Genomic DNA, 20,963 nt, shown 5'->3' on the forward strand with positions numbered 1-20,963 from the left:
CTTGAACATGTATACTGGCGGCTAACCTCTGGTAAATAGCAATCGAAAGGAACATAGTATGCATATCCTGACCATTTCTGGCAGCCTGCGCGCCAGTTCGACGAACACGACCCTGGTGCGCGCAATTATGCGCCTGGCACCTTCGCATATGACGTTTACCCTCTACGAAGGCCTGGCCGATCTGCCCCATTTTTCGCCCGATCTGGATGGCGACGAGCCGCCAGCGACAGTACGTACTCTACGTCAGCAACTTCAAAATGCCGCGGGCGTCCTCATCTGCACGCCCGAGTACGCCTTCGGTGTTCCAGGAGTCCTCAAGAATGCGCTCGATTGGACGGTATCTTCGGGAGAGTTCTCAGATAAACCGGTCGCCGCCATCAGCGCCTCTCCATTATGGGGTGGAGGGGAGAATGCCCATGCCTCGCTCCTGCTCACGCTGAAGGCGCTAGGCACCAAAGTTCCCGAGCAAGGGAAGCTCATGATTCCTCATATCAACAAGAAACTGGATGCCAATGGCGATATCTCAGATACCGAGACCAGGCAGGCACTCACAGGGCTCCTCGAGACCCTGGCTCAGACCATTACTGCGGCATCTGATAAATAGAAAAAAGCATCCCTATAAAAATGTAGCGGTGATGATCTCGCCGCTACATTCCGGGCACACCATACCCTCGTCCCCAGCTTTTCTCATGCTGCCAATGGGAAGGAAACGTAAATGATCTCTTGCTCACTTGAGTCTTGCTCACTCCACATATGTCCTCCATGCTCTCTAATCAGTTTGTAACAGAGGGCCATACAGAGATTCTGATCCCTTTCATCAAGCGTCTGAGACCATACTTCAAACAATTCAGTCGACTTTGACCTCCGAGCCATCAAAGCGTCATGTATGTGTATGGCTATTCTGGCCTCGTGAAGAGCGTATGCGGCATCCTGACACAATGTTACCTTGACATCTACTGGAACCGTCCTGGCATCGTTAGTGGTTAGATGCATGAGAATATGCTCTAACGCAAAGGTTAGCCACTGCGAGTCGCACATAATATAGCAAGGTGTAGGCGACAGCTCTAGATACCAAACATCTCTCTCGTAGAGCAACCTCAGTTGGTTTGTGATCTCCTCTACCAACAAGTTCAAATTATTTTTCACAAAACGCGCAGAAAAATGCTCTTTATCCAGATTGGCAGATAAGTCACGAAGCCGGGCCAGAAAAGTGTTCAGCCGCATCTCTGTAGAATGCATGGCTTGTAAATAGGGCGCACAACGTTGCTTTTGTTGCTCCCACCCTCTTTTAGCAACATCAGGTGAAATCTCCTGTGCTTCGCTATGCACAACTCGTTCGAGAAGTTGAGTGTATCCCGAAATTGTCGCGAGCCCATTACCCATAACGTGATGGATGATCTCCAGCAATGAGTAGCTGATGAGGCTCTCGCTTATCAACTTGCATGCCCTGGGTGGTGTCTCCTCTTGCATCTTATCTCTCCACTATTAGTATTTCTCTGTTTCACTGTATAATTTTCAGCAAGCAGAACAGGAAAGAGAGCAGAAAGCCACAAAGACACAGTCAGAGCAAGCTAATGATAAAAGTAATGGGCGCGCCTCCACCCGGAGCCTGAATCATTCCAATAGCTCACATTGCTGCAATTGAGCTCTCGAAACCAGCTTCCTGTCTGATTGGTTCCCTTAAAAGTAACATTTATCCGATTGCCATAACCAGAGATATCGGCGACCACGGCGGTATGGCCATACGGCGGAGCGAAACTGCCATCCCAGACGGCAATATCGCCAACACGCAAAAAGCCCCATGGCTCCTGGTGCCAGCCTTTTTGCGGGAGCAAAGAAATAAGTTCACTGGCCTGGGCAAAACTTCCTATATTGCCATTGACATAGCGATCCACATATGTACCACACTGGCAATATACCGCGTCTCGAGAGCTAGAGGTCTTGCTCCTCTGCGCTGATGCCTGAGATAGTAATGTATGCGTCATACGATGCGAGATAGCGACAGAGGCATAGCCTGCCTGGGGGATGACATTGAGAAGTAAGACACATAGAAACATGACCAGGGCGTACTGTCTCCAGGGGGATACTTTCATAGACAATTCCTTCTCCACAGCTATTTGCTAATACTTAATCCATTATTCCCTGAAGGCATTTAAGCAACATTTACATGCTTTATCCTTTCTTTCATAACCTCTGCTTCAACAACCTCTAACTAATACTACTTGCAAATTATTTCAGGTAGGTGATGTGATGCAGATTGGCAGCCTGTGGCTGCCAATCTGCATCACATCACCTACCTGAGCGAGCGCCGCAGGCGCGAGAAGTCACGCCAAAAGCTTGCACAATGGCGTTAACGAGCATCAGGAATACGGATATGGAAAAGGCTATTCCCATCCTCCCAGTAGTGGGCATAGAGATAGGCCCCGCTGCTCGAACTCCTGGCGATGCTGGCGCTCCAGCAGAAAGCGCATCCCTCGTTGGCGGTATAGCGTAATGGACTTGAGAGCACCTGCCAACCTGCTAGATGTGGATTCCATATCCACAGTCTGAAGCTGGCCACTGGCTGTTGCAAGGCCTGCTTTGTTATTCCAGTCTGGGGATCGGCGCCAAAGGCGAGCAAACGTCCATCGCTGGTGACTGCCAACACCTGGAGCAGTCCAGAGCGCTCACCACTTCTTCCCGGCACAGGCAGGGCAGGCAATTGCGCCCACTCTCTCTCATTCTCGCTCTGGTAGACCTGCGTCTGATACAGGTGAGATGGAAGTTACTCATGGGCCAAGGCATAGAGAGGAGTCGCCTGGGATGGCTCTTGTCCCGGCGCAGTTAGTAAAAAGGTGCCGACCTGTTCGGGTAATGAGGCCTGCGCCTGCCAAGAATTGCCCGCATTATGGCTCACCCATAGGATGGAGCGCGAAGACCCGGAGGTAGAAGAGAGATGGGTCACGATGGTCGCCAGGCCCTTCCCATCGCCTGTCACCTGAGGTCGCGAGAAGAAGACCCCCTGCCCCAGACCACTATCCGCGTGCGTCCAGGTACGATGATCAGCGAAACGCTCCAGGATACTTACCTGGGGACCGTGCTCGGATAAACTATATGCATACCACCAGTAGAGATGCTCTTCAGTGGCTGCAATCTGGCAAAAGTCTGCCCCTTTTCCCGTGGGTGCGATAGAGGCATGGGGAACACGCTGCCAGTTATCCCCATTGTTACTACTGATAAAGAGCATGTCCTGGTCGCAGGCGCGTTGCTTCTCGACGTTATTGGTAATCATGACCGCGACCAGCGCCGACTGAGCCTCCGTGCTTGCGAAAGAGCAACCAGTGCCCGTAGCCCCTCGCAAGTTGATACGCCTCCACTGCCCCTCGCCACGACTCTTCTTCCAAAGGACAATAGGGCCTGGAGCTACGGCACTACCAGTCCCACGAATTGCGCAACGAGACTGTGTAAGAGCTTATCGTTGAGTGAGGAGACGAAAGCTCCTCGGAACAGGAAGACATGCTCAAAAGAAGGAAGCAAAACAGGGTAAAAGGAAGCAAAAAGATCAGAAAGTAAGGGAAACAGAGGAAAAATTAGGCAAAGAAGGCAGGAAGCGTTGCACGGAGAAGTCAGCCTTCCCGAGGAGAGAGACCCAACGGCGAGCGATCACGGGGTTAGGCGGTCAATAGACCCAGCGAGGCCGCAAAGCTTTCCGGCACCCCGAAGAGGGTGATCGTACACCGACCAATCGTTGAAGCAGCCTCATTGTGTGCGAATCGCTCTTCCCACGAGAGCCGGAAATGGGCCCGCTCTGCCCGAGAAAGGATCGGTGGAGACGGAGCAGGGCCAGGTTGATCGAGAGACTCCAGGTGCACGTCAACTCGTTGGTGACGTAAGAGTTGCATACAGGCTCGACGGTGCTGCCTGCGGCTCCAGTCACGCCAGAGCAAGGGAGCAGAGCCAACCTGGAGGGGATGAAGCAGCACACTGACCCGACGTGGTTTCTGGGTGTTCCCGCCATGCCACTGACACTGTTCGCGTAACCGGCAGTCTCGACAGTGGCTGATACGCGCTGCGTACACCAGCCGCAGGCTCCCATCAGCCTCCCGGCGCTCTTCTGTTGCAAACAGTGCTTGCCCGGCCGGACAACGCAAGGTGCCATCAGGCTGAAGGGCAAAGTCGCATCCGGAGAAGCGGCCCTGTTTGAACGGCAAGGCCACTACTGCTGGGGCATAGCCGCAGGCAGGAGCGGTGGGCTCTTTGGCTGGCGAGAGAGCAGGAGCAAACTCGGTGGTGCGGAGTGGTTCAGGCTCCAGGTGATGCCCCAATTCCAGGCGCAAGTTCCAGACCCACTGTGAGACGATCTGCCAGACTTCCTGCCCGCAAGCGGCATGAGAACACCAACGATCAGGCTCTTGCTCCATGTCCTCATCGGAGAGTGTCGTTTCAAAGGCGCCACGATGCAGATACAGCGCGACGACATCGGCAGCAGTAAAGGCCTCCTGCGGCAATTTCGTCAAGAAGAGTTCGTAGATGAGCCCATCGCGTTCGACTCCAATGCGCTTCTTTGTCGGGCCTGCAGGATGGGTCGCTACGACGAGGCGGCAACACAATCCGCTGCTGCCCACCGCAACCTCTGGGCAATCATAGAGCGTGCGGATCAGGGTACTTTCCGGGCGAGAGAATTGCTGATCAGCAGGCAGGTGCAAACGTGCCTGGACGACAGGCAGATCAAGGAGTCCATACTCTTTGCTGCGCATCACGAAAGCGAACCCGCGCAAATCGGCCAGGACGGCTCCAGTCCCATACAAACCATCAAGCCGCAGCAGAGCGTGCTTGTCTGGAAACTGGTGTGCTTTCAGGTAGGAGCCAATCATCTCCACTGCTCGACGCAACTCCTTTCGATACTCCCCGTTGCCGGGGTTGCCGAAGGTGCCGAGCCACTGGGAGGAATGCGCTTGCAGGACGGTTGTGCGGGTCCGCACGATTTCCCCTCGCTTGCGACCCGTGTAGCCAGGTGTGCACACGTCTTCCAGCCGACGCTGGCAGACAGGCAACTCCGGGCTCTGTGGTAAGGCACGTTGCCGGGCGGCCTCGCGTGTGCCATCAATATCGAACACCTTCCACGCGTTCCCTGCTCGGTCGGTGAGCCCACTGGGTTGCTGCTCGAAGTCTGGCTGTCGCCCGAGCAGATCTTCGAGAAACAGCGCACGCAAGGCTTCGACTGCTTCCGGGGTCAGGGCGGCCAAAAAACGCGAGAGCGTGGAACGAGCTGGCAAACAATCTCGTCCGAAGAGTGCCATGAAAGCTGGCGCAAAGGGATGCAGGCGCTCATAGAACGCTTCGAGCGTGCGTTCGCCGCTCACGGCATAGCCGAAGAGCACCGCCAGAAAATCGACGACCTCATAGTGCCCGAACCGACGCCGGGCGAAGCGCACACGCTCGGAAATCTTCGTGAGCACGCCGATGCGTCGAAGATACTGAGCGATGACCACCACCTCCCCAAACCAGGAGGGTGTCAAAGAGACGGAGTGCGAAGTGGCCTGGATGGTGATCGGCGAATCAGTGATAGTATTCACATATGCCTCCTTTGTCAGGAATCTTTTCATTCTTCCTCTAAAGAAGGCATATTTTTAGGCCTGCTAGCTACAGATTACACCTCGTTGCGCAATTCGTGGGCCAGTGCAGAGATAGAGCATATCGGGATCATGGGGAGCAACCGTATAGGCAAGCAATGGACCAGGCAGTGGTATACGCTCCCAGTTGGCTGAGGGAATCTGTGCTGGCTGAGAGCCTCCCGTACTCATCGAAGAGAGCGTATTCTCTGGCGCGCAGCCCACTAGAAGGAGTACGCAGCATAAAAGAGCCAGCAGTGAGCTACTACTCAGCCGTTGCCGTAGCGTGTGCATAGGCGGAAATCCTTTTCAATGACATCGCATCATAGCGATTTGCAAGCAATATATCTTTTTTTTACAAGATTATACAGCTTTTCGAACAGAATTTGCCAAGGCTGACACGCTATCAACTACAGCAAGGGCAAGCCCATAACTAGAGGCGGATCAGTCAGGCGCGGGGGATGCAGGACCAGGTCGGCGTTGCCAGACACAAGACCAGCCTGGACGACAAGCGGGGACATATTACTGCCGAGCAAGATCTTCTCGCCCGGAAGCAGGCAGGCCCGGAGATCCGCAGCCTGCGGAAACGCGGCGGAACGTAGGTAATACACCCCGTCGACAACCCCATGCAGCGCATATGTGCCTGCTGCGTGCAGCTTCGTGCAACGCACAGGTGCCCCCTGAGGAATAGGGCTGGTAAAGAGACCAACGTAGATTGTGCCTTGAAAAGATGCAGGAGCACTGATCCATCCCCGGATCGTGTTTTTCATCCGCGTATTAGGGCTTCCTGGGAAACGCTTCGCCGCCGGTTCTACCAGTTCTTCTATAAGGGGCGGCTCAAATTCATGCGCGCGTTGACGCAAGAGGCGAGGAGACAGGCCCACCAGTTGGGTAAAACGCGTTGTGAAAGAACCCATGCTGGTATAGCCAACCTCAAAACAAATATCGGTCACGCTGAGCGAGGTGGTCAACAGTAAACGCCTGGCCGCTTGAAAGCGTAAGGCTGAGAGAAATTCCACTGGAGGAATGCCGATCAGGCGGCGAAAAACCCGGTTAAAGTGATAGGAACTCAGGCAAGCAACCGAAGCCAGGTCTTCCAGCGCCAGGTCCTCATTCATGTGGGCATGCATGACCTGGATCACACATTCAATGGCCTGCATGTGAATATCCAGCGTCTCATAGCGCGCAAGGCCTTGATCCGACGCTGGCGATGCGATTTGCATGATAGCCTCCCTTACTATTAGAGCTTTTGTTATGAGGTTATTCTTTTCGACCGGGCCAAAGGCGGCAACGATGAAGAACAGCGCAAAAATGGACCACTAGAACGGATTTTCTCCTGCTATACTTGGGGTAGTGATCACGAGGAGGAGGAACGCCATGGACTACCGGATGTGCATCCAGAAGAGTATTGATTATATTGAGGAGCATCTGCGCGCCTGTATTACCGTCGATGAGTTGGCACAGATCGCCGGGTTCTCCACCTACCATTACTATCGAATCTTTAATGCCTACGTTGGTGTACCAGTGGTGGAGTATATCAGACGCAGGCGCCTGGCGTACGCCGCCACTGAACTCATACGCGGCAAGCGTATCCTCGATATCGCCATGGACTATGGCTTTGATACCTACAATGGCTTCGCGAAGGCGTTCCGTAAGACGTATGGCTGTTCACCAGAACAGTACCGCAGCCATGTATCAGGGCAGCTACCCCAAAAGGTAAATTTGCTTCTTTTTCAGGAATACAATATCCTAGGAGGAATCGTTGTGGAACCAAAGATTATCAGCAAACCCGCAGCTAAAGTCGCGGGCTATGAACTCAAAACGACATGTCTTGAGGGCAAAAATTTGCAGGAGATTCCGGCCTTCTGGTCAGCCATGACCCCGGAGAAGTTCGCCACACTCCATAAAACGTTTCCTGTCGTGCATCACAATGAGTTGGGCCTCTGCTATCCGCCCGACAGCGTTACCGGCGACTTCTCGTATGTCATCGCCGTCGAGGTCGAGAACTATGATGGCGTTCCGGCAGACATGTTTCGCGGTGAGGTACCTGAGGCAACCTATGCCGTCTTTACCGTGCCTCCGGTTGAGAACATAGGGCCGGAATTCTCGAATGCCATTCAGGGGACATGGAAATATATCATGACCACCTGGTTCCCCGAGTCCGGCTACGAGTTCGCCGAGGGCAAAGTCGATTACGAGCTCTACTACGATGCCACCAAAGTAGAGATCTATATCCCCATCAAGAAAAAAGCCTGAGTTTTCTAAGTGTCTGCTTGTGCGCCTGCGGCGCACAGGGTAAAGAGGGAGGGGCATGTGGCGCGGACAATTCCGCGCCACATGCCCCTCCCTCTTTCAGTCAAAGATTCACCCGTCCGAGAGACAAAGTATCCAATTTGCCCCCATCAAAAAAATAAATTGAGGAAATTCACAAACTCTTTTTAATCTTTCTTTAATTTTATGGGCTACTCTTAAAGGAGATCGAAGATAGAGACAGGCAGTTTGCATTGAATTTATTCAATGCAAACAGGGTGTCGTAGGATGAATTAGGAGTATGTTTCATGGAAGTCTCCACGCCGGGTATCCAGCGTCAAAATATTGCTGCACGCATTGATCGCTTGCCACTGAGTCGGGAAATCTGGAGTATTCTCTTTCTAGCAGGTCTCTCCTGGCTGTTAGAATCATATGATATCGGCATTATTGGCACCGTTCTCCCAACTATAACGAAGCAATTTCACCTTGATACATTTACCGTAGGCTGGCTGGCGACTGCGTCCACGCTGGGAATTGTCGTCGCCATTCTCCCGGCAGGCTGGCTCACTGACCGGATTGGGCGTAAGTATATGCTGGCCCTGGGGACCGCCTGGTACGCTTTCTTCTCTCTGCTATGCGCCTTTATCCCCAATATTCCCCTCCTGCTACTCCTGAGATTTGTGGCAGGCTTTGGCATGGGCGCGATCTTCCCCATTCCGTATGCGATGGCCGCTGAGTTCACACCCGGTCATAAGCGTGGCCTAATGACTGGAATTCTGGATTCCTTTCTCTCAGTGGGCTACTTTGCCGCGCCGTTGCTCGGCTTCCTGGCAAACTCATGGTTTACCAGTGGTCAAAGCTGGCGCTTTCTCTTCCTTCTCGGTGGATTCCCACTCCTGTATGTCCCCGCCCTGCTGAAATGGATGCCAGAATCCCCACGCTGGCTACAGATTCGGGGCAGAAGCAGCGAAGCGGATGGCATTGTGCATCACCTGGAAACCTCCATCGAACAGCGTCTCCAGAAACCTCTTCCAATGCCCCGGAGCAGTGTCCTGGCATCTTCCGAGGAGAGTGCATCTCCGCTCGCCTTCCTGCGTAGACCCTACCTTAAACGTACGCTGATGATGTGGGTCTCTTTCGCCTGCATCCTATTCATCTTCTATGCCATTCAAACCTATACACCAACCGTCCTGATTAAGCAAGGATATGGTCTGGATAATGCTTTCCTCTATACTAGTTTCATTGTCATTGCCTCTATTCCTGGCAAGTATGCCGTGGCTTACGCCCTGGAACGCTGGGGGCGCAAGAAGACCCTGATCGTCTTCACGCTTATCGCAGCAGTGAGCGCTATCGGTTTTGGTTTCTCCCATACCGTGCTTCTCTCGCTCGCCTTTGGCGCGCTCATGTCGTTCTTTGGCATCGGCGTCGATCCAGGCATTAAGATCTACGGCGCTGAGCAGTATCCAACCAGCATACGCGCGCTTGGCATCAGCGGATTTGAATGCGTGGGACGCCTCTTTGGGGGAGCACTGGCGCCCTTTATCATGGCCTTTATCATCGCTGGCGGCGGGATCGCGGGATCGTATATCTTCCTGGCCACGGTGGCCTTGGTAGGGGTCCTGGCCGTCGCCTTCCTTGGACATGAAACGCGTGGAAAAACTCTGGAACAGGCCGTGATCATTGAAGATGAACGGCGCATCGCCTGAACAAATCATTCATTGACAAGGAGTGTCATATCGCGAGGGATGAGGAACACTTATGAGCACCTTCTATACCCGTTTACATTACTGGACACAGCATAGGCCTGAGCACATCTTTCTCACTGAGATTGAGACAGGGCAAAGTTTCACCTATCAGCAATCCACACAGGCCGTACAATGCCTATGCCAGCACCTGGGTTCGCCCCAGACCATCTTCTTACAGTTTCAGAATAGCATCCTCAACGCGCTTGTCTGGCTAAGCGCCTTCGCGGGTGGGCATGTCCTGCTGCCCCTGGCCCCCGATCTCTCCGAGCGCGATATTGCGCGTGCGACAGAGATGTTTCATCCTGATATCGTGTTCGTGGAGCAAACAAGCGATGTGGCGCAATTTGAGGCCAGTGGCACCCGCGTCGTAACGCGAGAGGAGTGTGAAGCCTGGCTCACACAGCCTCTCGCCAGGCCTAATCTGCTCCCGACACCTCCGCAGGAAGGGCGCATATGCATCATGACATCGGGAACCACGGGAGAACCCAAAGGGGTAGTACTGACTGAGCAGCAGATCGTCTGGACGGCGGACCAGGTACGTACGGTGCATCGCTTAGGGCCGCAGGATCGTGGCCTGACGCCGCTCCCATTTTTCCACATCAATGCCCCCGTAGTTAGCCTGTGCGCCTCCCTGCTGGCAGGGGCCAGCCTGGTCATCGCCAGGCGCTTTAGTCGTCGCCAGTTCTGGACCTGGCTCGAACAGCAGGATATTACCTGGGCTAGCCTGGTCCCGACCATGATCGCTATCCTCCTGGAGGGTGATCCTCCACCACTGCTGCCCTCGACACTACGCTTTGTACGTACCGGTTCGGCACCTCTACCAGCGGCCCATCTCGCACGTTTCGAGGAGTATATCGGTGTGCCAGTCATCGAGACCTATGGCCTCTCCGAGGCGGCAAGCATGATCGTGGCCAATCCCCTGCCACCAGAACTCCACAAACCCGGCTCGGCAGGGCGCCCTGCGGGCGTCTCGCTACGCATATGTAAACCCACAAAGCAAGAGAGGCATCTACATGATGTCGCGCCAGGGGAGGTCGGTGAAATCTGCATCCAGGGGCCTAACGTCATTCAGGCTTACTATGGGGATGCCGGACAGGAGGCCTTTGTGGAGAACTGGTTCCGCACCGGCGATCTCGGCTACCTGGATAGAGATGGCTATCTCTTCCTGGTTGGCCGTTTGAGGGCGGTCATTAATCGCGGCGGCGAAAACATCGCGCCACGCGAGATTGAGGAGGTATTGCAGGCCCATCCAGCGGTTCGCGAGAGCGTAGCCGTAGGGCGTCCACACCCCATCTATGGTGAAGAGGTCGTGGCTTACCTGGCGCTGAATGAGCCACAAACCAGGCAGCTAGAAGAAGATCTCTGGACCCATGTCAGGCGCCACCTTAGACCACCCAAGACACCGGTTGACCTGATCGTTCTCGACGCCTTGCCAAAAAATCGAATGGGGAAGGTTGATCGTCAGCAACTCAAGCAGCGAGAGGAGGCCATGACCTGTGGAGCAAACGTTAACGCCCGCTAGGCAGGAACAGGGGGAAGCAACAAATCAGGCAGGCGTAGCGCAGCAACGCACGGCGCGGAAACCTCACGTCTACGAGCTAGACCCGTTGCGGGCCATTACCGCGCTCGTCGTCGTGGCCGTTCACGTTGTCTCCTTTACCGCGTTTCTCAATACAAGCACGATGGGCGTACAGCTACAAAATGCCGTGCTCTCTTCTCTGCATTTCACGCGAGCGCTGTTCATGTTCGTGACGGCGTTCGCGATGACCTATGTCTACTATGACCGCTTCGCCCAGGGACAGAGTTTCTCGTTAATACAATTCTGGAAGAAGCGCGGCATAGGTGTGCTACTTCCATACTGCCTCTGGAGCATCGTCTATGTCTGGGTTAACAAGCACCCTCAATCCTTGCTCCAATTACTGCAAGAAAGTCCGGGCGCGATCCTGACCGGGAGCGCGTCATTTCAGTTGTATTACATTCTGCTCACGATCCAGTTTTACCTGCTGCTCCCGCTTTTTCTCTGGTTTCTAAAGCAGGTCCGGGCCTATCCCTGGCAGGTGCTGGGCGTCAGTTTCCTCCTCCAGGTCCTTGTCTTCGCCCTGGACTTCGGGTATATTCAGATAGGAACCCTTAACCAGGTTGACCCCTGGCACACGCTCTGGCTCTATCAGGAGCGTATAGCCCTGATGTACCAGTTCTACTTTGTGCTCGGCGGCATCACCGCGCTACACTTCCAGTCCATTCGCGCTTTCTTATTGCGCCACGGTCGCTGGATTGTCTGTGGTATGCTACTGGCGCTGGGTATGCTCTGGCTGATATTCTATGCTCAGATTCAACTCTTGCATGAAGAGATGGGGCTGGCGGTCTCGGTATTGCAGCCGATCATGGTCCCTTATAGCGGCGCCATCATCGTAGGGGCCTTCTGGCTGGCGTGCCGCTGGGCCAATCCAGCCAGACGCCGTCCAGGTGAGCGTCCACGCTGGTACGCGCTCTGGCATATGCTCTCAGATGCCTCCTTTGGCGTCTACCTGATTCACGCGCTGATTCTGGCCGCGACCATGAACTGGTTTGTACCCCACATGCCAGCCTTCTGGCCCGTCGCGCTCCGTGTCTTTCTGGCCTGGGCCTTTACCGCCGGAAGCTCGGCCCTGATCAGTATTGCCTTTACCCAGACGCCAGTGTTTAGCCGTCTGGTTGGAAGATCCCAACCATTGCCGTCCTGGCTGGCAAACGTTCCCAGAAGAGCCTGGGAGCGCCTATCAATCGCAAAGAATCGTTAACCCAGCGAAATCGAGAAAAAACCGTGCGCTTCTTTCGTTTTACGGGCAGCTCGCTCAAATATGGATCATATGGACTCATCATCATCTTGCTTTGTATACTGACAGGCTGCGGAACAGGAGAAAAAGCCCAGGCGGACAGCACCATAGCCCAGGTCGCTGTCCTCTCTGGGCATGGCTGTGGCGCATCCTTCACGCCTCCGCCCACAACCAGCGTCAATGCGACCCTTCTCTCAGGAGGGCGCACACGTCAATATCGCCTGCACATTCCCCATACCTATCGCAGCACACTCAAATATCCATTAGTACTGAGTTTCCATGGGCATGGCAGCAACGCTCTCATACAAGAGCGCATCAGCGGCCTTTCTACGCTAGCAGAGCAAAAAAACTTTGTTGTGGCCTATCCCCAGGGCACCATTGGCCCCGACCATCTGCATGGGTGGAATACCGGGCCACGTAGCTATCCCCATGTCGATGACGTGCGCTTCGTAAGCGACTTGATCAGGCACCTGGAGCAAACGCTCTGCATCGATCCCCATCGCATCTATGCCACAGGCTTTTCTAATGGAGGCTCGCTTACTAATATCCTTGCGTGTAAGCTCGCCAACCGGATCGCGGCCGTGGCAATTGTTTCGGGAGGGATGCATCCCGTCGCGGGTGGCTGTACTCCACAACGCCCAATCTCCCTACTGGAGTTCCACGGCACGGGAGACCACACCGTGCCCTATAACGGCAATAACGCCAATGATCAAGAGCCTCCCATTCACACCTGGCTCTCCCAATGGGTCGAGAGAGATGGCTGCCAGCCTACACCCACACCATTTTTTAAGCAGGGCGACGTCCTGGGCGAGCAGTGGATATCATGCCGCGCCCACGCGGTAGTCATACATTATCGCATCACTGGCGGTCAGCACACCTGGCCCAAAGGCAGCTTTGTCGACGAGCAGGGGCAAAAGTATGCCAGCGCAACGGATCTCATCTGGCACTTTCTCCAGGCTCATACGCTTACAACGCCCACATAAGTGAGTGCTGCTCCCCCTGCTGAATGTGTAAGATTTATTCAGGTTCAATAGGGTGGTACCAGCTTTTAGGGTGCTGTAAAGTTCATGCGAATATTTGGATAGGGAAAGCATTTTATGGTACCATACAGCGAGTAGGCATAATAAAAGAAGGATACCTGAAATGACGACTACGTTTCCCGTTGGTGTTGCTATTTTCCCTCCAACTGTGAAGAAGGTGCTCAACTCCATCAAGCAAGCTGAGCAGGCAGGAGTACCAATGGCCTGGGTTCCCTCCTGGCCCGTAGGCCCGGATGGTTTCGGTATTACGACGGCCGCTGCAGTCCAGACTGAGAGTATTGGACTGGGTACGGGTATCTCGATCACCTATCCCTGCCATCCACTGACCCGCGCCAACGAGGCCCTGGTCATGGCCGAGCTGGCCCCCCATCGTTTCCGCCTGGGCGTTGGCGCCAGCCACAAACCAGCCATTGAGGGACTCTATGGGCTAGACTTCGCCAAACCCATAGCCCACCTGCGCGAATATGTCACGGTCCTGCGTGGGATGCTCTGGGAGGGGCGCGTCGACTTCGAAGGCGAGTATTACCGCGTCCACGCGGCCCTGCCTCCCATGACTACACCCCCACGCTTCCCCATTGTCCTCGCGGCCCTGCGCCAGAACATGCTCCGCCTGGCGGGCGAGGTTTCAGATGGAGCCATGCTCATATGGTCGCCGCTCTCATACGTGCGCAATGTCGCCCTCCCAACGATGGAGGAGGGCGCACGCCTCGCCAATCGCCCCCGGCCTCCCCTGCTCGTCAGCGCGCCGATTCTTCTCACACAGGACTTCGGCAAAGTGCGTGCGGCGGCCCAGGCTGCCTTCTCGGTCTACTCATCCTTCCCTACCTATAAGAAACTCTTTGCCGAGGCTGGCTATCCTCTCCTGGCAGATGGCAAGCTGAGTGATGAACTGATCCACGAGTTGTTCCTCTATGGAGACGAAGATACCATTCGCCAGCGGCTCTACTCCATGCATGCTGCTGGCGTCGATGAGGTCGTCGCCACCATCAGCGGTCTCGAAGACCCCGAGCGCGAAGAGCAGACCATCCTGGAGATTCTCGCCAGCATCTAACGCCTTCGCCAGTAATCCAACCTGGGGACAGGGAACAATCCACCTCCGGGTCGATCCCTTTCCCCACGCGTTCACGTATCCTTTCACTAACGAGCAACACAATTCATGTTAGTGAAAGGATATCTTTACCCAATGTCACAGCCACGCCCTCTCACAACAACCTCAACGCATGATCCCCTTATACACGTTAAACAACTCACGCATACCATTACGACACGTAATCAGCGCCTAACAATTCTCGACAATCTCACCTTCTCCGTCCCACATGGGGCGCTCTTCGCGATCAATGGTCCCTCCGGGAGCGGAAAGTCAACACTTCTCAATATGCTCACAGGCATTGATCGCCCCAGCAATGGACGCATTCTCTTCTCTGGCACAGAGCTACGCGCCCGTGGAGAGAACGAGCTGGCGCGCTGGCGCGGAACACATGTGGGCATCATCTTCCAGTTCTTCCAGCTCATTCCAACCCTGACCGCGCTGGAGAACATTCTACTGGCTCTCGAACTGGGTGGAGGAAATGGTCTCCCCCGCAAGTCCTGGCGTGCGCGTGCCCTTGTTTGCCTGGAGCAGGTGGACATGCAGGAGTATGCCCTGCGACTCCCCGCTGAGCTCTCGGGGGGCCAGCAGCAGCGGGTCGCTATCGCCCGCGCTCTAGCAAACGATCCCCCTGTCCTGGTGGCCGATGAGCCAACGGGCAACCTGGACTCAGGCACGGCCCACCAGGTCTTTTCGCTGCTTATACACCTGGTTGAGCAGGGCCGCACGGTCATCTATGTCACGCATAACCCGACCTTTGCCGCCTATGCCAGCGCGGGCATCGATCTCTCTGATGGGCGTATCGTTCGCGAACGGAATGCCCAGGCCCGGCTCACGGCTAGAGGAGGAACACAGCCATGAACATCTATCTCAAGAAGTCCCTGGCCGATCTCTGGGAGCGCAAGCGGCGTACCCTCCTGGTAGTGTGCGCGCTTTTCATCGCCGTCTTCGGCCTCACTTGCATCAATACAAGCGAGGATGCCCTCTTCTCCGCCTTCGCCTTTAGCGTGGGCAACCAGGCAGACCAGGCAGATATTCTGCTGGCAGTCGATACGCTCAAGCCAGCGGTACAGCCCAACTTAATGACTATAAGCAATACGAGAGCGGTCCAATACGAGACTACGCTGGAGACGCTCTGGCATGTGGCACGCGCCCCTGGCTTCGCCCCGCTCAAGATCATCAGCTATCCCGACCTGCATCATCCCGCGCTGCCTCCCTTTGAACTCATCGCCGGACGCTACCCACGCGCGGGCGAGATCGTGCTCGAATTTGGCGACCAGGCTCTCCAACCCATTACTATCGGCGACAAGGTGACCATTGATACGCTCAAAGGTCCAGCATCCTTGCGCGTGGTAGGCTTCACACGCACCCCCGGCATAAATCCAGCCATCTCTGATAAGGCTCAAGGCTATATGAGCAATGAGGGCATTCTGCAAATCGCCGCATTCACCACACCTGACCATCCCAATCAGCCCACCCGGCTCAATTTTATCGCGGTCAAGGTTGAGTCGCTTCAGGCGCTTGATGCCACCGCACAAGAACTACAACACGTTCTACAAGCCCACCAGGTACAGGTACAATTGATGGCCTTCCCGGCAACTGCCACCCTGCCATTGCAGCAATTCGCCAACATCTTCTCCCTGCTGCGCCTGTTACTGCTGCTGACTGTTGCCCTGAGCGCACTCCTCATTTTTATGACCATCACGACGCTGATCACAGAGCAAACGGCCCTGATCGGCACGATGAAGGCGCTGGGAGGCACGCATGGACAGGTGATGCGCAGCTACCTGCTGACCATCGGCCTCTATAGTTTGCTGGCCACCATGCCCGGCACCTTGCTGGGGCTCCTCTGCGGCTTCCAGCTCGCGACCATGATCGCGGCCAGCATTCCCATGGCTCCATCACCCTGGACGCTCCCACCTGAGAGCATTCCTCTGGCGCTGGCGCTCGGCTGTGGTCTGCCGCTCCTCGCAAGCCTGCCGCCCATCTGGAATGGATGCCGGATAACAGTTCGCCAGGCCCTCTCCTCCTATGGCATCCACGCACCAACAGGGAGGAAACCTGGCTTGCTGGCACGCCTACCTCTTCCATGGCCTTCGCAGGTTGCAGCCTTCGGACTCCGCAACCTCTCGCGCCGGCGCTGGCGTGTGCTCCTCCTGCTCTGCGTGCTTAGCAGCACTGGTATCAGCTTTTTCGTTGTGCAGACACTGAACAGCTCAATCAATACCTCGGTTGGTTCGGTCTATAGCCAGTTTGACGCGCAGCTAGAGATTGATCTGGAGAATGCCTCCTACCGCCAGGCACACACACAGCTATCTACCCTGCCGGGTGTCAAGCATATTGAGCGCTATGGGACCAGCGGAGCTAGTACACATTGGGGACGCATCGTCCTCTGGGGCTTCGATCCCGGCACCCGCCTCTATCATTATCACCTGACCAGTGGGCGCTGGCTACACAACGATGATACCAACGCCCTGCTCCTCAGCGACGATTTCGCCGCACGCTCAGGTTTGCATGTCGGTGATCGGCTAACCCTCACGGGGCAGAACCATGCCTCCGCTACCTGGACAATAATAGGAACGGTCCAACAGCCAGTCGATGGCCTGGGGCAGATTGGCGCGGCGGTCCTGCCCGTCAACGCACTCTACCGCTTTATGGGCCTTCCCGATGCGGCTGTGCCAGATGCAGCCATGCGCCTCCTGCTCCAGACCCAAAATAACTCGCTGGACGCCATCAACCAGCTCGCCACCAGGATTGGTGAGGAGGCGCGTGCCAGCAGCTCTGAAGGCAAGAAGGGCAGCGGGATTACCAGCGTCTTTCTCTTGCGCGATGAGAGCGTGCGTCATCAACGCGGCTGGTTTGGCGTCTATGGCCTGTTCTATAGCATAGCGCTCCTGATCGGCCTGGCGGGCCTGCTCAGCCTGGCCAATGAGTTGGGAACCTCCATTCTGGAGCGCCAGCGCGAGATTGGCATTCTGCGTGCCCTGGGAGGCAGGGCACGCCATATTATTCTGATATTCTGGGTCCAGGGGTTGACGCTCGGCCTACTTGCCTGGTGTGTCGGCGTGCTGCTTGGAGTCCCACTAGCAGCCGCCTTTGTCTCTCTCTTTAGCAGCACGATCCTTCCAGTCTCACTGAACATTGACCCTCTAAGCTTTATCATCATGCTCGGCGCGATCCTGCTGCTTGCGACCCTCGCGAGTACGGTCCCGGCCCAGCGCGCCTCAACCCAGCGCATTGCCCCCATGCTGCATTATGAGTAGAACATTGAGGAAGAGGCATGCTATACTCTTCTACAAGGGTCAACGCTTTTCGATATCAGACGTCTTGGGAGTACCTTCCCCTGGCCAGGAGCACCTTTGCGCCTGCGGCGCTCAAGGGTAAGGGATGTGGTGGAAAACGGCAAAGCCGTTTTCCACCACATCCCTTACCCTTGAAGGCGAGTGCAGCAAGCCGAGACAGGTACCGAAAGAGAAACAACATAGATGGAAAGAGAGAACCATGGGAAAACTTTCCAGACAACTTATGCTCTCCTATATCCTGGTGACACTCGTCTCCGTCCTTACGATGGAGATTGCGACGACACTGATCCCAGCCATCCAGGAGATCCAGCGTGGACGGACCGATGCCTCTATCCTCCTGGATAAATCGGCGCCCGCGGATGCGGTCTGGCCAAACTTTCTGGCAGCCTTGCAGGAGAATCTTCATCCACAGGCATTGCTCTTCCTCCTGCTTGCCAGTCTGCTTGGTCCCCTGGTGGGGCTCCTCATATCGCGCAGGCTTACACTTCGCTTTGGTCACATTGCTCAGGCAGCTGAGGCATGGAGCCAGGGCGAGTTCGCGATTACTATCAAGGACCATACCTCGGACGAGGTGGGGCGACTTATCCGTGAACTCAATCATATGGCCGAGCAACTCCAATTCCTTCTCACGACCCGCCAGGCGCAGGCCGCGCTCGAGGAGCGCAACCGCCTGGCACGAGATCTGCATGATTCCGTAAAACAGCAGGTCTTCTCACTGGCCCTGCTTGTGCGCGCCACCCGCAACATCCTGACCCAGAATCCACAAAGAGCGCAGGAGCACCTACTAGAAGTGGAAAAGATTACGGAGCAGGTTCAACAAGAGCTGATCACCATGATTCACTCCCTGGGTCCAGCCAGTATTGTTGAGCAGGGCCTGGTCATAGCTATGCGCGCCTACCTCAACGACTGGTCCAGGCGCACCCATATCGAGGCAAACCTCCAGGTACAGGGAGCGTCTCCCCTACCGCTAGATACAGAGATCGCGCTCTACCGCGTGCTTCAGGAGGCCCTGTCCAATATTGCGCGCCACAGCCAGGCCCGGCGAGCCGAGATCGCCCTCGCGTGGGAGCAGTCTCAGCTCGCGCTTGCGATACACGATGATGGAGAGGGCTTCTCTAACATCTCTAACGGCGGCATGGGCCTCTCAAGCATGCGGGAGCGCCTACGTCTTCTGGCTGGCTGCCTGGCAATAGAGAGTTCCAAACAGGGGACACTTCTCACCGCAACAGTCCCCTTATCCACTCCTAAGCCCATAGGGCTTCATCAGAGCCAGGCAGATCTAACGAGAGGAACAACACATGTCTGAATCCATTCGTGTATTAATCGTTGACGACCATGCCATCGTCCGCCACGGCCTCCGCACTCTCCTTGAGACCGAGGCTGATTTCGAAGTCGTCGGGGATGTTGCCTCTGGCGCAGAGGCACTTCTTCTGGTAGACAACACAGTGCCTGACGTCATCCTGATGGACCTGGTCATGCCCGGGCTGGATGGCGTGGAGACCACGCGCCTGCTCAAACAGCGTAGCCCCTGCTCACAGATTATCGTGCTCACCTCCTATCACGAGGATGAACATATCTTTCCCACCATCCGCGCTGGCGCGCTCTCCTACCTTCTGAAAGAGGCCGCCCTCAGCGAACTCACCGAAGCCATCCGCAAGGCTGCTCGGGGCGAGGTAGTCTTACATCCCCACGTCGCCGCCCGCGTTCTGCAAGAGCTTCGCGGCACCAACAAGGATGCCTCTAAACTATACGCAACACTAAGCGAGCGCGAACGTGAGGTGCTCAACTGGATTGCGCAGGGCCTCTCCAATGGTCAGATCGCTGCCCGCCTGGTCATCAGCGAGCGCACCGTCAAGAGCCATGTCAATAACATTCTGGGCAAACTTCAGGTCAGTGATAGGACCCAGGCCGCCATCTACGTCTGGCGCGAAGGCATGGTCAAACGCGTTGAGCGAGAATAACCTCTACCGGACAGGCGCGGTTGTGCTACAATAAAAAGACCTTTAACGTCGTAAAGCGAGGATAAGAAAACAGTGGCAGACAACTGGTTTGTACATCTCTGGCAGAAACAACGCTTCAAGGTGCTGACAATAGGAGCATCTCTCTATGTATTGCTCGTCTTGATCTTTCTGATAAGTCATGCCATTGCTCCTCAGCGCGTGGGTCTGCTCGCGCTGGCAGGAATCTTTGCGCCCTATCTCTTTGCGCCCCTCGCGCTCCTCGTTCCTTTCCTGTTTCTACGTTTTACCGCGCTGCTACGCATTGCCTTTGCCATCGGCGTCATCCTCTTCAGTCTCTGCTTCTCGCCACGCCTGGGAACAGGCAGCGCTCAGAGCATCGAAGGGGGACGAACCATTACCGCCATGACCTGGAACTTCCTGGGCGACAACACACGGGGCGGCTATGTACGCCAACTTATCAACACGCACCATCCTGACCTTATCGCCCTGCAAGAGGCGGACTGGAACGGAATCGATGAGGCCCAGGACATCTTACGGCAATATCCTTATCACCTCTATGGATCGGGAGAGGCACCACCGGGCGAGGTCCTGCTCAGTACCCTTCCCATCCTGGATCATGGGCAGGTCACGGCCCCGGATGGCTCACGCTCAGTCTGGGATATTCCTCGTATTCTCTGGGCGCGCCTGGATTTAGGGCATGGACAAACGCTGCTCGTGGTCAATGCACACCCCATCTCATCCATCAACACGGTATATGGCTGTCTCTTCTGTCCCCAGCGGCGCGATAGCCAGGTCAAGGCACTTCACCAGTTCTTGCAGCCCTTCATTCAGCATGGCGAGCGGTTGCTCATGCTGGGTGATATGAATACGACGGATCGCGAACCAGCCTATCAAGATCTCTCTGCGGGGCTACAGGACACGCACCTCCTCGTTGGCAAAGGCAGTGGCCATTCATGGGGCATTCGCGGGCTCAACCAGTACTGGGCCTTCTTGCGTATCGACTACATGTTCGTCACGCCCAAGGTCAAACCTCTCAACCTCGATACCGATTGCACCTCGCGCGGTAGCGACCACTGCGTCCTAATCGGCAAATTCTCCACTTGATTCACCCAAAACGCCGCAGGATGCCCCTGCCCTTTCAGGCATGGGGAGGAATGCGGCGTTCCTTTGT

Annotated in this window: 19 protein-coding genes; 12 read left to right on the plus strand and 7 right to left on the minus strand. The window is 55.6% G+C overall.

The window, feature by feature from the left end; translation table 11 throughout:
• Nucleotides 1–58: 58 nt before the first annotated feature.
• Complete coding sequence (locus KRAC_RS19565; RefSeq protein WP_007909978.1) at nucleotides 59–604, plus strand: NADPH-dependent FMN reductase; 546 nt, start codon at nucleotides 59–61, stop codon at nucleotides 602–604.
• An 83-nt stretch (nucleotides 605–687) separates the two neighbouring features.
• Here KRAC_RS19565 and KRAC_RS19570 read toward each other — a convergent pair whose 3' ends face one another.
• The 7 genes from KRAC_RS19570 to KRAC_RS19600 form a co-directional block, all read right to left on the minus strand.
• Nucleotides 688–1,470, minus strand: coding sequence for a histidine kinase (locus tag KRAC_RS19570; protein WP_007909979.1), 783 nt, complete (start codon nucleotides 1,468–1,470; stop codon nucleotides 688–690).
• 101 nt (nucleotides 1,471–1,571) lie between these two features.
• Entirely contained in the window at nucleotides 1,572–2,093 is a 522-nt protein-coding gene (locus KRAC_RS19575) for a CHAP domain-containing protein (RefSeq protein WP_007909980.1), read from the minus strand.
• A gap of 257 nt (nucleotides 2,094–2,350) precedes the next feature.
• A complete protein-coding gene (locus tag KRAC_RS19580) occupies nucleotides 2,351–2,701 on the minus strand; it encodes a hypothetical protein (RefSeq protein ID WP_040443890.1) in 351 nt (116 codons plus the stop codon).
• A 63-nt stretch (nucleotides 2,702–2,764) separates the two neighbouring features.
• A complete protein-coding gene (locus tag KRAC_RS19585; protein ID WP_007909982.1) occupies nucleotides 2,765–3,340 on the minus strand; it encodes a hypothetical protein in 576 nt (191 codons plus the stop codon).
• 310 nt (nucleotides 3,341–3,650) lie between these two features.
• On the minus strand, nucleotides 3,651–5,555 hold the full coding sequence (locus tag KRAC_RS19590; RefSeq protein WP_040443892.1) for a hypothetical protein: 1,905 nt from the start codon (nucleotides 5,553–5,555) through the stop codon (nucleotides 3,651–3,653).
• 63 nt (nucleotides 5,556–5,618) lie between these two features.
• On the minus strand, nucleotides 5,619–5,885 hold the full coding sequence (locus KRAC_RS19595; protein WP_007909984.1) for a hypothetical protein: 267 nt from the start codon (nucleotides 5,883–5,885) through the stop codon (nucleotides 5,619–5,621).
• 116 nt (nucleotides 5,886–6,001) lie between these two features.
• Nucleotides 6,002–6,814: a helix-turn-helix domain-containing protein gene (locus KRAC_RS19600; RefSeq protein WP_007909985.1), complete on the minus strand. Its 813-nt coding sequence runs from the start codon at nucleotides 6,812–6,814 to the stop codon at nucleotides 6,002–6,004.
• A gap of 154 nt (nucleotides 6,815–6,968) precedes the next feature.
• Between KRAC_RS19600 and KRAC_RS19605 the strand changes: the two genes are divergently transcribed.
• The 11 genes from KRAC_RS19605 to KRAC_RS19655 all read left to right on the plus strand — a co-directional run bounded on the left by KRAC_RS19605 (nucleotide 6,969) and on the right by KRAC_RS19655 (nucleotide 20,896).
• Nucleotides 6,969–7,847 carry an AraC family transcriptional regulator gene (locus KRAC_RS19605; protein WP_007909986.1) on the plus strand — a complete coding sequence of 293 codons (879 nt, stop codon included), beginning with the start codon at nucleotides 6,969–6,971 and terminating at the stop codon, nucleotides 7,845–7,847.
• 302 nt (nucleotides 7,848–8,149) lie between these two features.
• Nucleotides 8,150–9,547 carry an MFS transporter gene (locus KRAC_RS19610; RefSeq protein WP_007909987.1) on the plus strand — a complete coding sequence of 466 codons (1,398 nt, stop codon included), beginning with the start codon at nucleotides 8,150–8,152 and terminating at the stop codon, nucleotides 9,545–9,547.
• Nucleotides 9,548–9,599: 52 nt separating this feature from the next.
• A complete protein-coding gene (locus KRAC_RS19615; protein ID WP_007909988.1) occupies nucleotides 9,600–11,108 on the plus strand; it encodes an AMP-binding protein in 1,509 nt (502 codons plus the stop codon).
• Nucleotides 11,083–12,366, plus strand: a complete 1,284-nt coding sequence (locus KRAC_RS19620) for an acyltransferase family protein (RefSeq protein WP_007909999.1) — start codon at nucleotides 11,083–11,085, stop codon at nucleotides 12,364–12,366. Before KRAC_RS19615 ends, KRAC_RS19620 begins: the two co-directional genes overlap by 26 nt.
• Before the next feature lie 23 nt (nucleotides 12,367–12,389).
• Entirely contained in the window at nucleotides 12,390–13,385 is a 996-nt protein-coding gene (locus KRAC_RS19625) for an extracellular catalytic domain type 1 short-chain-length polyhydroxyalkanoate depolymerase (RefSeq protein WP_007910001.1), read from the plus strand.
• Between the two features lie 160 nt (nucleotides 13,386–13,545).
• The gene (locus KRAC_RS19630) at nucleotides 13,546–14,493 is read left to right on the plus strand and encodes an LLM class flavin-dependent oxidoreductase (RefSeq protein ID WP_007910003.1); all 948 of its coding nucleotides are present in this window, start codon (nucleotides 13,546–13,548) and stop codon (nucleotides 14,491–14,493) included.
• A gap of 132 nt (nucleotides 14,494–14,625) precedes the next feature.
• Nucleotides 14,626–15,390, plus strand: coding sequence for an ABC transporter ATP-binding protein (locus tag KRAC_RS19635; RefSeq protein ID WP_007910005.1), 765 nt, complete (start codon nucleotides 14,626–14,628; stop codon nucleotides 15,388–15,390).
• The gene (locus KRAC_RS19640) at nucleotides 15,387–17,792 is read left to right on the plus strand and encodes an ABC transporter permease (RefSeq protein WP_007910006.1); all 2,406 of its coding nucleotides are present in this window, start codon (nucleotides 15,387–15,389) and stop codon (nucleotides 17,790–17,792) included. Before KRAC_RS19635 ends, KRAC_RS19640 begins: the two co-directional genes overlap by 4 nt.
• A gap of 238 nt (nucleotides 17,793–18,030) precedes the next feature.
• Nucleotides 18,031–19,137 carry a sensor histidine kinase gene (locus KRAC_RS19645; protein WP_052568420.1) on the plus strand — a complete coding sequence of 369 codons (1,107 nt, stop codon included), beginning with the start codon at nucleotides 18,031–18,033 and terminating at the stop codon, nucleotides 19,135–19,137.
• Nucleotides 19,130–19,792: a response regulator gene (locus KRAC_RS19650; protein ID WP_007910010.1), complete on the plus strand. Its 663-nt coding sequence runs from the start codon at nucleotides 19,130–19,132 to the stop codon at nucleotides 19,790–19,792. The genes KRAC_RS19645 and KRAC_RS19650 overlap by 8 nt, the downstream gene beginning before the upstream one ends.
• Nucleotides 19,793–19,864: 72 nt before the next feature.
• Nucleotides 19,865–20,896, plus strand: a complete 1,032-nt coding sequence (locus KRAC_RS19655) for an endonuclease/exonuclease/phosphatase family protein (RefSeq protein WP_007910019.1) — start codon at nucleotides 19,865–19,867, stop codon at nucleotides 20,894–20,896.
• Nucleotides 20,897–20,963: the final 67 nt, after the last annotated feature.

This window comes from Ktedonobacter racemifer DSM 44963, assembly GCF_000178855.1.
In the GTDB taxonomy this organism is placed as follows: domain Bacteria; phylum Chloroflexota; class Ktedonobacteria; order Ktedonobacterales; family Ktedonobacteraceae; genus Ktedonobacter; species Ktedonobacter racemifer.

What these genes read in the sequence shown, in the direction of transcription:
- KRAC_RS19565 (WP_007909978.1), top strand. Translation starts at nt 59, where the DNA reads ATGCATATCCTGACCATTTCTGGCAGCCTGCGCGCCAGTTCGACGAAC.
- KRAC_RS19570 (WP_007909979.1), bottom strand. Translation starts at nt 1,470, where the DNA reads ATGCAAGAGGAGACACCACCCAGGGCATGCAAGTTGATAAGCGAGAGC.
- KRAC_RS19575 (WP_007909980.1), bottom strand. Translation starts at nt 2,093, where the DNA reads ATGAAAGTATCCCCCTGGAGACAGTACGCCCTGGTCATGTTTCTATGT.
- KRAC_RS19595 (WP_007909984.1), bottom strand. Translation starts at nt 5,885, where the DNA reads ATGCACACGCTACGGCAACGGCTGAGTAGTAGCTCACTGCTGGCTCTT.
- KRAC_RS19600 (WP_007909985.1), bottom strand. Translation starts at nt 6,814, where the DNA reads ATGCAAATCGCATCGCCAGCGTCGGATCAAGGCCTTGCGCGCTATGAG.
- KRAC_RS19605 (WP_007909986.1), top strand. Translation starts at nt 6,969, where the DNA reads ATGGACTACCGGATGTGCATCCAGAAGAGTATTGATTATATTGAGGAG.
- KRAC_RS19610 (WP_007909987.1), top strand. Translation starts at nt 8,150, where the DNA reads ATGGAAGTCTCCACGCCGGGTATCCAGCGTCAAAATATTGCTGCACGC.
- KRAC_RS19615 (WP_007909988.1), top strand. Translation starts at nt 9,600, where the DNA reads ATGAGCACCTTCTATACCCGTTTACATTACTGGACACAGCATAGGCCT.
- KRAC_RS19630 (WP_007910003.1), top strand. Translation starts at nt 13,546, where the DNA reads ATGACGACTACGTTTCCCGTTGGTGTTGCTATTTTCCCTCCAACTGTG.
- KRAC_RS19635 (WP_007910005.1), top strand. Translation starts at nt 14,626, where the DNA reads ATGTCACAGCCACGCCCTCTCACAACAACCTCAACGCATGATCCCCTT.
- KRAC_RS19640 (WP_007910006.1), top strand. Translation starts at nt 15,387, where the DNA reads ATGAACATCTATCTCAAGAAGTCCCTGGCCGATCTCTGGGAGCGCAAG.
- KRAC_RS19645 (WP_052568420.1), top strand. Translation starts at nt 18,031, where the DNA reads ATGGGAAAACTTTCCAGACAACTTATGCTCTCCTATATCCTGGTGACA.
- KRAC_RS19650 (WP_007910010.1), top strand. Translation starts at nt 19,130, where the DNA reads ATGTCTGAATCCATTCGTGTATTAATCGTTGACGACCATGCCATCGTC.